13 protein-coding genes are annotated in these 12,289 nt (G+C 62.5%); 5 read left to right on the top strand and 8 right to left on the bottom strand.

The genetic code is table 11. The features are described 5' to 3' along the window. Positions 1-70: 70 nt before the first annotated feature. Positions 71-898, bottom strand: a complete 828-nt coding sequence (gloB, locus tag B4F51_RS01305) for a hydroxyacylglutathione hydrolase (protein ID WP_296223290.1) — start codon at positions 896-898, stop codon at positions 71-73. Here gloB and B4F51_RS01300 point away from each other — a divergent pair. Both B4F51_RS01300 and rnhA read left to right on the top strand, forming a co-directional pair. Further along, entirely contained in the window at positions 897-1,814 is a 918-nt protein-coding gene (locus B4F51_RS01300) for a class I SAM-dependent methyltransferase (protein ID WP_296223289.1), read from the top strand. The genes gloB and B4F51_RS01300 overlap by 2 nt on opposite strands. Before the next feature lie 37 nt (positions 1,815-1,851). Next, on the top strand, positions 1,852-2,304 hold the full coding sequence (gene rnhA / locus B4F51_RS01295) for a ribonuclease HI (protein ID WP_296223288.1): 453 nt from the start codon (positions 1,852-1,854) through the stop codon (positions 2,302-2,304). Between the two features lie 22 nt (positions 2,305-2,326). Here the strand turns inward: rnhA and B4F51_RS01290 are convergent, their stop codons facing one another. From B4F51_RS01290 to B4F51_RS01275, 4 genes are all read right to left on the bottom strand, one after another. After that, on the bottom strand, positions 2,327-2,836 hold the full coding sequence (locus B4F51_RS01290) for a hypothetical protein (RefSeq protein WP_296223287.1): 510 nt from the start codon (positions 2,834-2,836) through the stop codon (positions 2,327-2,329). Positions 2,837-2,885: 49 nt separating this feature from the next. Next, on the bottom strand, positions 2,886-3,338 hold the full coding sequence (locus tag B4F51_RS01285; protein WP_296223286.1) for a lysozyme: 453 nt from the start codon (positions 3,336-3,338) through the stop codon (positions 2,886-2,888). Continuing rightward, positions 3,328-4,098: a DUF2589 domain-containing protein gene (locus tag B4F51_RS01280; RefSeq protein ID WP_296223285.1), complete on the bottom strand. Its 771-nt coding sequence runs from the start codon at positions 4,096-4,098 to the stop codon at positions 3,328-3,330. The genes B4F51_RS01285 and B4F51_RS01280 overlap by 11 nt, the downstream gene beginning before the upstream one ends. Before the next feature lie 101 nt (positions 4,099-4,199). Continuing rightward, complete coding sequence (locus B4F51_RS01275) at positions 4,200-4,880, bottom strand: DUF2589 domain-containing protein (RefSeq protein WP_296223284.1); 681 nt, start codon at positions 4,878-4,880, stop codon at positions 4,200-4,202. Positions 4,881-5,129: 249 nt separating this feature from the next. Here B4F51_RS01275 and B4F51_RS01270 point away from each other — a divergent pair, with 249 nt between their 5' ends. From B4F51_RS01270 to B4F51_RS01260, 3 genes are all read left to right on the top strand, one after another. Next, complete coding sequence (locus B4F51_RS01270) at positions 5,130-5,789, top strand: response regulator transcription factor (RefSeq protein WP_296223283.1); 660 nt, start codon at positions 5,130-5,132, stop codon at positions 5,787-5,789. Between the two features lie 194 nt (positions 5,790-5,983). Next, entirely contained in the window at positions 5,984-6,262 is a 279-nt protein-coding gene (locus tag B4F51_RS01265) for a DUF1488 domain-containing protein (RefSeq protein ID WP_296223282.1), read from the top strand. Between the two features lie 9 nt (positions 6,263-6,271). Continuing rightward, positions 6,272-6,943, top strand: coding sequence for a hypothetical protein (locus B4F51_RS01260; RefSeq protein WP_296223281.1), 672 nt, complete (start codon positions 6,272-6,274; stop codon positions 6,941-6,943). A gap of 22 nt (positions 6,944-6,965) precedes the next feature. Here B4F51_RS01260 and B4F51_RS01255 read toward each other — a convergent pair whose 3' ends face one another. From B4F51_RS01255 to B4F51_RS01245, 3 genes are all read right to left on the bottom strand, one after another. Beyond that, positions 6,966-8,495 (bottom strand): SpoVR family protein, encoded by a 1,530-nt coding sequence (locus tag B4F51_RS01255; RefSeq protein ID WP_296223280.1) that lies wholly within the window; start codon positions 8,493-8,495, stop codon positions 6,966-6,968. A gap of 93 nt (positions 8,496-8,588) precedes the next feature. Further along, complete coding sequence (locus tag B4F51_RS01250; protein WP_296223279.1) at positions 8,589-9,851, bottom strand: YeaH/YhbH family protein; 1,263 nt, start codon at positions 9,849-9,851, stop codon at positions 8,589-8,591. 43 nt (positions 9,852-9,894) lie between these two features. After that, positions 9,895-11,817: a PrkA family serine protein kinase gene (locus tag B4F51_RS01245; protein ID WP_296223278.1), complete on the bottom strand. Its 1,923-nt coding sequence runs from the start codon at positions 11,815-11,817 to the stop codon at positions 9,895-9,897. Positions 11,818-12,289: the final 472 nt, after the last annotated feature.

Raw genomic sequence — 12,289 nt, 5'->3', positions numbered from 1 at the left:
GTTCACCCGGCGTACCAGCGTTTGATGCCGCTTTGGGTGCGTCATCAGGCGCTCAAATGCTCCTTCGGACTCAGCGGAATCCGTTCTTCCACTCGCGCAGCGCGGCAAAGACAGCCACAGGATCAGCAACGTCTATGCCCGCATGGCGCGCTACAGATGCCATCACCCCGGCCTCATCCGATCGCATGAAGGGATTGGTCGCACGCTCGTGGCCGACGGTGGTGGGCACAGTCGAGCGGCCCTCGGCCCGCAACGCCGCTACCTCATCCTCCCAGGCCGCCAGGCGGGCGTTGCCCGGTTCGACTGCGCGCGCAAAGCGCACATTCGACGCGGTGTATTCATGCGCACAGTAAACACGTGTGTCGGGCGACAGCGCCGCCAGCTTGGCGAGTGACTGCCGCATCTGCGCGGGTGTGCCTTCGAAGAGCCGGCCGCAACCGGTGGCGAACAGCGTATCGCCGCAGAAGAGACTGGCCGGCGCATCGTCGCCCTGCAAGTGGCCGACATAGGCGACGTGGCCGCTGGTATGGCCGGGCACATCGATCACCCTGAAAGTGGCCGACGGCTGGGCGAGCGTGACGGTATCGCCCTCGCGCACGGCCTGCGTGCGGTACGGGATCGATTCCCCCGCCGGGCCGATCACGGGCAGCGCCGCGCCCCCGGGATTCTCCGGATAAGCCGCGAGCAGTTCGCGCACCCCGCCCACGTGATCGCCATGATGATGTGTGATTACAATGGCACCGAGCGCCAGACCACGCTCGCGCAGGAAGCGCAGCACCGGTTGCGCGCCGCCTGGGTCGACGACAGCAGCCACGCGGCCATCGTGAAGTGCCCAAATATAATTGTCGGTAAACGCAGCGATCGCCTCTACGGCAAGCGGCACACCACCCTGGACCATGCCCGACTCCTCTTCCGATCGTCGCATTATAGATTGGCATCATTGGCTCGCCTCACCGCCTGGGCAATATGTCCTGCGCTGGGAGCAGGCCCAATTCGACCGCACCGTCGCCGACATGTTCGGCTTCCACGCCCTGCAGCTCGGCCACCCCGGCTTTGGCGCGCTGCGTGAGAACCGCATTCCGCTGATCGCCCGCGTGATCGACGACATCGACCCGAGCGCGCCCATCGAAACGCTCGACCCGATGGACGGCGACCCGGCCGACCCCGTCGACCCGCCGGCCGATGCCGAGACCAACCCCGCCACCCCGCAACGCCAGGCCACGCCGCGCGTGATCTGCCGCTACGACGAACTGCCCTTTGCTTCGCAGAGCATCGACCTGGTGGCCCTGCCCCACGTGCTGGAATTCACCGACGACCCGCACGAAGTGCTGCGCGAGGTGGCGCGCGTGCTGATGCCCGAGGGACGGTTGGTCATCACCGGGTTCAACCCGCTGAGCCTGTGGGGCATGCGCCAGGGCATGCGCCGCCTGGGCACGGAATCGTTCCTGCCCGCGCAGAGCCAGATGATTGCGTTCACCCGCCTGAAGGACTGGCTCAAGCTGCTCGGATTTGATATCGTGCGCGGCCGCTTCGGCTGCTACTGCCCGCCCAACCGCACCGACAAATGGCTGCAGCGCACGGCCTTCATGGAAAAGGCCGGCGACCGCTGGTGGCCGATCTTCGGCGCGGTCTACATGCTGCAGGCAGTCAAGCGCGTGCGCGGCATGCGGCTAGTAGGACCAGCGTGGAAGACGCGCAAATCCTCGGGCCTGGTGCCGGCCGGCACGCCCGTGGCCACGCCTTCGGGGTCGCATTCGAGCAAAACACCGCCCGCCGCTGCGCATGACCGCAAGCCGGGCAAATCGCGCGCCTGAGCACAGCCGCTCTCTGACCTATCACCGATCGTTTTTCATGCAGGAAGTCACTGTCTATTCCGATGGCGCATGCAAGGGCAACCCTGGCCTTGGCGGCTGGGGCACCGTGCTCGTCTCGGGCAGCCACGAGAAAGAGCTTTTCGGCGGCGAGGCCGTCACCACCAACAACCGTATGGAGCTGATGGCCGTCATCGAGGCCTTCCGCGCGCTCAAGCGGCCATGCCGGGTGGAGGTCTACACCGATTCGCAGTACGTACAGAAAGGCATCAGCGAATGGCTGGCCGGCTGGAAGGCGCGTGGCTGGAAAACCGCCGACAAGAAGCCCGTGAAGAACGACGACCTGTGGCGCACGCTGGATGAACTCGTCACCGGGCATGAGGTGAGCTGGCACTGGGTCAAGGGCCATGCCGGCCACCCCGGCAACGAGCGCGCCGATGCGCTGGCCAACAAGGGCGTCGAAATGGCGCGCGAGGCCAAGGCCGGCGCCTGACGTCCTCGCCTCGTTTACCGGTCTACGCCGGATTGGCGCAGCGCTGTGTCGGCACCTTGGGCGCAGCCGGTACAGTCGTCGTCAGGAATTGCGGCGCGCCGTCCTGCGCATAGACCAGCCTCAACGGGCCACGCTTGCCCAATCCGTCATCCACGTCCGCCTGCAGCCAGCCGGTCTGGCCCCACGCGCTGCCCCCCAGGCTGCGCTTGAGGAGCAAGGCCGGGCGGTTGGCGCCATCGGGCCAATCCACCTTGCCTTCGGGGTCGAAGCGATTGGGCAGACGGCCGTACACGTACAGCATGTTCAGCGTTTCGGCCAGGTAGGTCACGCCTTGCGGCGAGAGGCGCGGCAGGGATTGCTTGGCTAGCTCGGCGTTCAGCCGCTCGGCTTCGGCGGTGCAGGTGTGCGGTGCTTCCGCAGCACGGGCATACGACACACCGATGGCGATGAGGGTTGCAATGGCCCAGATCAGTGCGCCACGCAGGCGGCGCGGCGGCACCGTGGGGATGGCGGGCAGCGGTTCGGTACGCATGGAATATCTCCGTAACATCGAGGGGGATCGACGTTGGTCGTGGTTGAGCTCAGGACAGGAACAACTTGCGTTCGGCCTGGCGGCGCCTGGTCAGGCCCTTGAGCGGCTTGCCACCGGCCTTGTCCCACAGCAGGAACTGATCGGCCGCGCCGGCGTAGTCGCCCGCATTGAGCTTGCGCAGCAGCGTCGAGGAGCGCAGCCTCCCCGCCCCCAGGTTGAACACGAACGACGCCAGCGCATCGAACTGCCCTTGCGTGATCGACACGCGCACTGCCTTGGCGATGCCCTGCTCGGTGTCGCATAGATCCTTGCGCAACAGCGCTTCGGCCTGCTGCTGCGAGATGGGCCCCTTGAAGGTTTCGCCGGGGCGGATCAGGTGGCCATAGCCGATGGTCGGCTTGCCAACGGCATCGAGATAGGTCGACAGGCGCAGGCCTTCCGATTCCTTGATCAGGGCGAGGCCTTGCTCGCCCGTGGTGCGCGGGTTGTTCTCAGTGCTCATCGCTGTGCTCCTCGGGTGTGGGGTCTGGCTTGACCGGCCGCGGCAGTAGCCGATTCGTGTATTCGTCGATCAGCCGCATTACCGCCTCGGGCGGCTGCAGCGCGGTGAACTTCATCTCGATATCGATGTGCTCGCTGTCACGGCCGCTGCCGCCACCGCTGCTGCGCTTCGAATGCGGTGCGAGCGAAACGTAGAACCTGCCAACACTGCCCGCACCTTCGCCTTGTGCTGGCAGCGTCTCGGCGATATCGCTGCGCACGGTCATGTTCACGGTCATCTCGTCGAGCGCCAGGCCACGCGGCATGGCCAGCGACACCAGCGGCAACGCCAGCCGGTGCTGGGCATCCAGCGCCAATTCGACCTCCCGAGCGACCAGCGTGCCGTTCTCGTCGGCATCGAAGAACTGATCGAGCAGCGCGGTGTACTGCTGCGCCAGCATCTGGTTGGCCGCCGAGGCAGCGTGCTGCATGCCGCGTGTAATGTCGTCGAGCGTCAGGCCGCTCATGCCCGGATGGCCGTGGCTGCCGCTGCCGCCACTGCTGCCGTCATTGCCTGCCCCACCGCCGCTGGGCGGTGCGGAGACCGGCGGCACCGGCGGCGATGCCTCGGCGGCAGGCGGCACATCGGGTGGCGCGCTGTGAAACGGCGTGGCGCCAAACGGAGGCTCCGGCGGCGTGTCTGCCGGCACTGGCGCGGGCGGTGCAGGTACTCGCGACGCGTGGTCGTCCTGGCGCCGCCAGCGGCTGAAGAGTCTGGACATGGTGTCGGGTCGGTCGGGGTCGATCGGCGGCGCGCGGCTCAAGTGCGCCGGTCAGGACGCCGGCCGTGGGGAGGCCGGCCAGTGTCCGGTGCGGGCGTGGCTTAAGGGGTGTTGGGTGCCGGAGCCGGAGCCGGTGCCGGCGCATTGCCGCTGGCCGGCACCTTCTCGCCGATCATCGTGCCGTCGGTGGGCGTGGCGGGCAGCGGCTTGACGTCCTTCTCCTTGCCCTTGACGACCACCGGCTTCGTGGCGGCCTCGGTCAGGAAGTCCATCACGCGCATCAGCGCCTCCGGCGGGTTCTGGCGCTTGACCTGGGTGTGGAAGGAATACTTGGCGCGCGTATCGGTGCTGCGTGTCTGTTCCGCCTTGTGCGAGGCGCGGCCCGACACCGACACGCTGAACGGCCCCCAGCCCAGCTTGGCCTGGAACGAACCCTCAGCCTCGGTGGTGGACGATGTTTTCTCCGACTGCGAAATCTCCAGCTCGAAATCGATCGTGCCTTCCTCGATGGCGATCACCGGATGCACAACCGCACACAGCAGCGGAATGCGCATCGTCTTCTGGATCGTGCCCTGCGACACGCCCTGCTCGTCGACCAGCGTTTCGTCATAGTCGAACTGCACCGCAACGGCCTTGCCGTTCTGAATACACACCTGCAGCAAAAAATCCGCATAGGATTTCGCGGCCGAGGTCTGCGCCGCGATCATCGCCTGCAGCGGTGCGGAGATCATCTTGTCGATCGGCAGCGCATTGATAACCGATCCGATAAATCCTGTGTCCATTTAAAAACTCCTCACATTGAATTATTGGACGCACAAGCCTGTGCGCCGGAATCCAAAGTAAGTGTTTTCGGGGCGGTCGTCGATACCCCGGAAGTACCGTCCATGGCCACAGGACGGCAGCCTATTACCCTGCGATAACTCGTCCATGACTTTCGGCACTGAACTTCGGTTTTACTGCATCCGGACCAAGCACGCTCTACAAAAGAATCGGTTTCTTTTGAAAATAATTAACCGAAGTACGAGGGGTCGATGAATATTCTGGTTATTGATAGCCTTCCGCTTTTTGCGGCAGGTGTTTCCAATGTATTGAATGCACTCGATGCGCATGGCGTGTTTATCGATACGCACTATTCCGCGCAATTCGGCCCCGCATGCAGGGAGGCTGAACCAAGCGCTGTCGTCATGGAATGGAGCGCACAAGACGACGGCGCACGGCAACGCCTGTCGGATCTGAAAGCAGCGCTGCCGGAAGTGCCCGTACTGCTGACGGTGCAGGCCGTCGGCCGACACGTGGTGGGAGATGCGCTGCGCTTCGGCGCGGCGGGCGTAGTCGATCGCCAGGCCACGGCCGATGTCCTGCTCGAAGCCTTGCAGCGGATCACCTCGGGCGCGGTCTACCTGCCGCCGATCAGCAACTTCTACCCCGATGATCCGCGACAGAGTCCTGGCGAAAGCCCGGCCGATGTCTGGAGGCGACTCACGCCACGCCAGCACGAAGTGCTGCAACTGCTTGCAGAAGGCAAGTCGAACAAGCAGATTTGCCGCGTGCTCAACGTGGCGGAGGGCACCATCAAGAATCACCTGTATGCGCTGTTCCGGCAGATCGGGGTGAACAACCGGACCGAAGCCGCACTCTGGCTATCACGCTGCAAGGCCAGCATGGCGCGCCTGCAAATGTGCGAGATATAGCCCCAACGCAGCGTGCGTCCGCACGCCATGCAAGATGCCGGCTGCACTGCGCTTGATCCGCGTGCAGGCGGCGCAACCCCGTTTTGATGTACATCGAAGGTGCTGTGCAAGGGGATTGCATTCATCCGGTCGCGCCATACACTGGACGCAAGGCGACGCGTATTGCATCGCCGTTTTTTTCATGGAGGCCGGCCATGAAAACCATCGAATTCCACACCGGTCCGCCACGCTATTGCGCTGCGGACCTCACCCTCACCTGTACCGCCAGCGTCGACGGCACTCCCGCCTGTTATGCGGTGACGGCAGAAGCGCTGGAAGACCATTTCGGTGCCCGCTCCTGGCGGCAGGAAGATCTGTTGCAGGCGATGGAAAGCCACCGCGGCACCATCGAAGACATGGCCCGCTCGCTGTTCAAGCTGACTGATTCGCACAATATCGTGCTGCGCAGCGGACATTTCCGCTTCGGCATGTAACCACTTGGCGTGCGGCGAGCCGATGCCAGTCTCGGCCATACCGCCCGCCACCCACGACAGGCGCTCGTCCATCCGCACGATGACGAGCTGGATGGGGGAGACCGGGGCGCCATGCGGGACGACATCGGCAGGGCCCCGCCACCACATTTTCGGAGGCTCACCGTGCAAGCACCCATCGATCTCTCTCTCGAAATCTTTCGCACGCAGTTGCAAACCATCCTGCATACCCTGACCACATTGGAGGAAACCCAGGAACGCGCACTCAAGATCACGCTCAAGGGCGTGGAGGATGCGGAGCGACGTGCACTGCAGGCCTGCGCATCGGTTGCCGAGGCCACCTGCTGGGAAGACATGACAAAGCTACCAGCGACCCTGATGCAAGCCCGCATCGAACAGAACAGCCGCCTGTTCCAGACGTTCCTGAGCCTGCTCGCCGAGCATCAGAACGCCATGCTGCAGCAGGCCAACACCTCGGCAGATGCCTGGCGCACGTTGGTCACGCATTGGGGGGATGAGCCGATGATTGCACCAGTGCGTGCGCTGTTCGGCGCGTTGGGAACCGCCCAGCCACCGTACATGCCGGAAACACAGCAGGCGGCGGACAAGAAAAAAGCCAGCACGAAGGCTGGCCTTTCGGATAACGCAAGCGAGGGAGCCAAATCCGCGGCGCCCACCGCATGAGCAAGCCCCACAGCCTTGCCTGCTAGTCTGGCTTGCACTCGTACTTCATCTCGCGTCGACCGTCCTCGTAAACCACTTCCAGCCGGCACGTAAAGCCCCACAGGCGAACAACGTGCCGGAGCATTTCTTCATAGTTGCCCGCCAGCGGGCGCCGATTGCTTTGCTGATGGCGCAGCGTCAGTGAGCGATCACCGCCCACGTCGACGTTGGTCACCTGGATATTGGGTTCCAGATTCGACAGATCGTACTGGCTTGCCAGCAATTGTCGGATCATGCGGTAGCCATCTTCGTCGTGGATGGCGGTCACGCGCAGCTTGGACTCACGGTCGTCATCCAGCACCGAGAACAGCTTGAGCTCGCGGATCACACGCGGCGACAAAAACTGCAGCAGAAAGCTCTCGTCCTTGAAGTTGCGCATGGCGAAGTCCAGCGTCTCCTGCCAGTCGCTGCCAGCAATCTCGGGCGCCCAGCGCGCATCCTCGTCGGTCGGGTCTTCGCAAATGCGGCGAATGTCCTTAAAAATCAGGAAACCCAGCGTGTACGGATTGAGGCCGCTGTAATACGGACTGTTGTACGGCGGCTGGTAAATCACATTGGTATGCGCCTGCAGCAGCTCCAACATGAAGGCGTCGTTGACGAGCTTTTCGTCGTAAAGCTTGTGCAGGATGGTGTAGTGCCAGAACGTGGCCCAGCCCTCATTCATCACCTTGGTCTGCCGCTGCGGATAGAAATACTGGGCGATCTTGCGCACGATGCGCACGATCTCCCGCTGCCACGGCTGTAACTTTGGCGCATTCTTCTCGATGAAATAGAGAAGGTTCTCCTCCGGTTCAGGCGGAAACCTCTCTTCCCGCTCGGGGGCCTCATCCGCGACGGCCAACGCGTGCGAGCGGTGCTTGGGCAACGTGCGCCACAAATCGTTGACCTGCGCTTCCAGATACTTCTCGCGCTCGGCCTGGCGGGCCTGCTCTTCATTGATCGACAGCTTCTTGGGCCGCCGATAGCGGTCCACGCCGTAGTTCTGCAGTGCGTGACAGGAATCGAGCAGCAGTTCCACCGCCTGCTCGCCGTAGCGCTGCTCGCATTCGGTCACGTAACTCTTGGCAAAGAGCAGGTAATCGACGATGGCGTCGGCGTTGGTCCAGGTGCGGAACAGGTAATTACCCTTGAAGAACGAGTTGTGGCCATAGCAGGCATGCGCGATCGTCAGCGCCTGCATCGGCATCGTGTTCTCCTCCATCAGATAGGCGATGCAGGGGTTGGAGTTGATGACGATCTCGTAGGCCAGCCCCATATGGCCGCGCTGGTAGCTGCGCTCCGAAGCCAGGAAGTGCTTGCCGAACGACCAGTGGCTGTAGCCCAGCGGCAAGCCCGCGGACGCATACGCATCGAGCATCTGCTCGGCGGTGATGATCTCGATCTGGTTCGGATAGGTGTCCAGGCCGAACTCGGCGGCAATGCGGGCGATGCTTTGGTCGTAGCGCCTGATCAGCTCGAAGGTCCACTCCGAGCCCGTAGAAAGGTAGGCCATGCTCGTTCCCGTTGACTTCATCACACTCGTGGCGTGTGCGCTGAGGCACCGGCGCGGTTGCCCCAAGACGACTGAAGCAACGGCACCCCGCTGGGAGCGACCCGCAACCGCCAATCAGGCGGCGCGCTTCTGGAACAGATCGTGCAGCACCGGGTAGATTTCGTCGGCCTTGAGAATGCGCTGCATCGCGAAGTTGTCGTGCCCAGCCTTCACCGTAAGATACTCCTCCCACAGGTTCTGTGGCTCCGTCGACACCACCTCCACATAAGCGTAGTACTGCGTCACCGGCAGGATCGATTCGCGCAGCAATTTGGCGCACAACTCCGAATCGCCCGCCCAGTTGTCGCCGTCCGAAGCCTGCGCGCAGTAGATGTTCCACTGGCTGGGCGAGTAGCGCTTCTGAATCACTTCCAACATCAGCTTGAGCGCACTCGACACGACCGTGCCGCCAGACTCGCGCGAATGGAAGAAATCCTCTTCATCCACCTCCTTGGCCACGGTGTGGTGACGGATGAAAACGACGTCGATGCGCTCGTAGTTTCGCTTCAAGAAAAGGTAGAGCAGCATGAAGAAGCGTTTAGCGAGATCCTTGCGGGGCTCGTCCATCGAGCCGGACACATCCATGACGCAGAACATCACCGCCTGCGCTTGCGGACGCTTGCGCAGCACGCGGTTGTTGTAGCGCAGGTCCAGCTTCTCGATAAACGGCACGCGGTCCAGGCAGGATCGCAGGTGATGCATCTCCTTCATCAGCTCCTGGGCGCGCGCGCTGTAAGGCCCGTCGTTATCGAGCACCTCGTTGTATTCCTTCTCCAGCTCATGCAGGCGACGCTGATACGGGCTGGACAACGCGATGCGGCGGCCAATCGAACTACGCATCGTGCGCAGGATGGACAGGTTTGATGGCGTGCCGTCCAGCGAGAACCCGGCGCGCACCTTGCGCACCTCGGCCAGCTTGGCGAGGCTGCGCTTGGCCAGATCGGGCAGCGCCATGTCCTCGAAAAAGAAGTTGAGGAAGTCCTCGCGCGAGAGTGTGAAGACGAAGTCGTCCTCGCCTTCACCCGAATCGCTCGCCTGTGACCCTGTTCCGCCGCTGCCCTGTTGCGGACGGTCAAAGGTATCCCCACGCACGAACTGCCGATTGCCAGGGTGGACGCCCTCCCGGCGCCCGCCCGAGCCGTGGTGGAAAATGGGCTCGGAGATGTCCTTGACCGGAATGGACACCTGCCCGCTCTGCTCGATGTCCATGACCTTCCGGCCCGACACCGCCTTGGCCACCGCACGACGAATCTGGTCCCGGTAGCGCTTGATGAAGCGCTGCTTGTTGACGGTACTCTTGCCGCCGCCGTTCTCTCGCCGATCAATGATCGTGCCCATGTGCGCGCCCTCGGTTGGAAGTTGTCCGCTTGGCACCCTCTCCTTAAGACGACTTCCTCACGCGCAGATACCACTCCACCAGCAGGCGCACCTGCTTCTCCGTGTAGCCCTTCTCCACCATGCGGTTGACGAAGTTCTCATGCTTCGCCCGGTCATCGTGCGACGACTTGGCGTTGAACGAGATCACCGGCAGCAGATCCTCCGTGGTCGAGAACATCCTCTTTTCGATCACCGCGCGCAGCTTCTCGTAGCTGGTCCAGTTCGGGTTCTTGCCCCCGTTCCTGGCCCGAGCCCGCAGTACGAAGTTGACGATCTCGTTGCGGAAGTCCTTCGGGTTGGAGATGCCCGCCGGCTTTTCCACCTTTTCCAACTCGTCGTTCAAGGCGCTGCGATCGAGAATCTCACCGGTGTTCGGATCGCGGTATTCCTGATCCTGAATCCACAAGTCGGCAAACACCACATAACGGTCAAAGATGTTCTGCCCATACTCCGAATACGACTCCAGATAAGCGGTCTGGATCTCCTTGCCGATGAACTCCACATAAGGCGCAGTGAGGTACTCCTTGATGTAGGACATCAGCTTGGATTCGGTCTCCGGCGCAAACTGCTCGCGTTCGATCTGCTGTTCGAGCACATACAGCAGGTGCACCGGATTGGCCGCCACCTCCGTACCGTCAAAGTTGAAGACCTTCGACAACACCTTGAAGGCAAAACGCGTCGACAGCCCGGTCATGCCCTCGTCGATGCCGGCAAAGTCGCGGTATTCCTGGTACGACTTGGCCTTCGGGTCGACGTCCTTCAGGCTCTCGCCGTCATAGACGCGCATCTTGGAGAAGATATTGGAATTCTCCGGTTCCTTGATGCGCGTGAGCACCGCAAACTGCGCCATCATCTTCAGCGTGCTCGGCGCGCACGGCGCATTTGACAGCGAGCTGTTGCGCAGCAGCTTGTCGTAGATCTTCACCTCATCAGACACACGCAGGCAGTACGGCACCTTGACGATGTAGATGCGATCGAGGAAAGCCTCGTTGTTGCGGTCGGACTTGAAGCTCTGCCACTCTGCCTCGTTCGAGTGCGCCAGGATGACGCCATCGAACGGGATCGCGCCAAAGCCCTCGGTGCCCTTGTAGTTGCCTTCCTGCGTGGCCGTCAGCAGCGGGTGCAGCACCTTGATGGGCGCCTTGAACATCTCGACGAACTCAAGCAGCCCACGGTTGGCTAGGCACAGGCCGCCGGAATACGAGTACGCATCCGGATCGTCCTGCGGATAGTCCTCCAGCTTGCGGATATCGACCTTGCCGACCAGCGACGAAATGTCCTGATTGTTCTCATCGCCGGGCTCCGTCTTGGAGATCGCTATCTGCGACAGCACCGACGGATGCAGCTTCACCACACGGAACCGCGTGATGTCACCGTTGAACTCGTGCAGCCGCTTGACCGCCCACGGCGAGGCGATGGAGTTCAGGTAGCGCTTTGGGATACCGTAGTCTTCCTCCAGGATCTTGCCGTCCTCGTCGGGCGAGAACAGCCCGAGCGGAGACTCGTGAATCGGCGAGCCCTTCAGCGCGTAGATGGGAACCTGCTCCATCAGCGCCTTCAGTTTTTCAGCCAGAGAAGACTTGCCGCCACCCGGAGGCCCGAGCAGATAAAGGATCTGCTTACGCTCCTCCAGCCCCTGCGCGGCATGCTTGAAGAAGGAGACGATCTGCTCGATCGTGTCCTCCATGCCGTAGAACTCCCGGAAGGCCGGGTAGATCTTGATGACCTTATTGAAGAACAGCCGTGACAGCCGAGGATCGTGGTGCGTATCTACCAGTTCAGGCTGACCAATCGCGGCGAGCATGCGCTCGGCGGCTGTCGCATAGGCGGTCGAGTCCTTCTTGCAGATATCCAGGTACTCCTGGATACTGTACTCGTCCTCTTTGCGAGCTTCAAAACGCGTTGCGTAGTGGCGGAAAATATCCATATCTCCCCCGTAGACTTTTCCCCATCCCGGCACGGTCGTATCGAGACGAAGCTAGTTGTAACGTGCGTTTAGTGCGGTAGCAATTCCACTGTAGACCAATCGCTGGTGAGCACAAGCCGTTGCTAAAAAACTTCGTTCCGTGAAAACCCGCTTCTGGCGTGCATTAGCGCTCGACACTCGCCAGTGCTAACAACCGCGGCAGCCAATGCGGACCCACTCACGCTGCAACAGGCGACAAGGAACGGGAACACGCTGCAGCGCAACCACCACGCAAACCGATACCGGCTGATTGCGACGCAGCAGAAACCATACCCGCTGCCGCATGCGCATGGAATGCGCGCCATGAGGCGCGCTTGCAAGATTTGTACGTAACCGATCCGGACGAGTTCCCTGCGGCGCTCGACGAGAGATGGCGTGACCTGGTGGCGGCAGCCCGCGAGAATGAAGGTGCGCATCGCCGCGACGGCCGTTT

Origin of the sequence: Ralstonia sp. UBA689, assembly GCF_002298975.1 — a bacterium.
In the GTDB taxonomy this organism is placed as follows: Bacteria; Pseudomonadota; Gammaproteobacteria; order Burkholderiales; family Burkholderiaceae; genus Ralstonia.
The sequence above is the reverse complement of the archived record's forward strand: the minus strand, read 5'-3'. Positions and strand labels throughout refer to the sequence as shown.

Bases quoted from the DNA above. Each gene is read 5' to 3' on its own strand.
- B4F51_RS01245 (WP_296223278.1), bottom strand. From the start codon at position 11,817: ATGGATATTTTCCGCCACTACGCAACGCGTTTTGAAGCTCGCAAAGAG.
- B4F51_RS01280 (WP_296223285.1), bottom strand. From the start codon at position 4,098: ATGTCCAGACTCTTCAGCCGCTGGCGGCGCCAGGACGACCACGCGTCG.
- rnhA (WP_296223288.1), top strand. From the start codon at position 1,852: ATGCAGGAAGTCACTGTCTATTCCGATGGCGCATGCAAGGGCAACCCT.
- B4F51_RS01265 (WP_296223282.1), top strand. From the start codon at position 5,984: ATGAAAACCATCGAATTCCACACCGGTCCGCCACGCTATTGCGCTGCG.
- gloB (WP_296223290.1), bottom strand. From the start codon at position 898: ATGGTCCAGGGTGGTGTGCCGCTTGCCGTAGAGGCGATCGCTGCGTTT.
- B4F51_RS01285 (WP_296223286.1), bottom strand. From the start codon at position 3,338: ATGAGCACTGAGAACAACCCGCGCACCACGGGCGAGCAAGGCCTCGCC.
- B4F51_RS01270 (WP_296223283.1), top strand. From the start codon at position 5,130: ATGAATATTCTGGTTATTGATAGCCTTCCGCTTTTTGCGGCAGGTGTT.
- B4F51_RS01290 (WP_296223287.1), bottom strand. From the start codon at position 2,836: ATGCGTACCGAACCGCTGCCCGCCATCCCCACGGTGCCGCCGCGCCGC.
- B4F51_RS01275 (WP_296223284.1), bottom strand. From the start codon at position 4,880: ATGGACACAGGATTTATCGGATCGGTTATCAATGCGCTGCCGATCGAC.
- B4F51_RS01255 (WP_296223280.1), bottom strand. From the start codon at position 8,495: ATGAAGTCAACGGGAACGAGCATGGCCTACCTTTCTACGGGCTCGGAG.
- B4F51_RS01300 (WP_296223289.1), top strand. From the start codon at position 897: ATGCCCGACTCCTCTTCCGATCGTCGCATTATAGATTGGCATCATTGG.
- B4F51_RS01250 (WP_296223279.1), bottom strand. From the start codon at position 9,851: ATGGGCACGATCATTGATCGGCGAGAGAACGGCGGCGGCAAGAGTACC.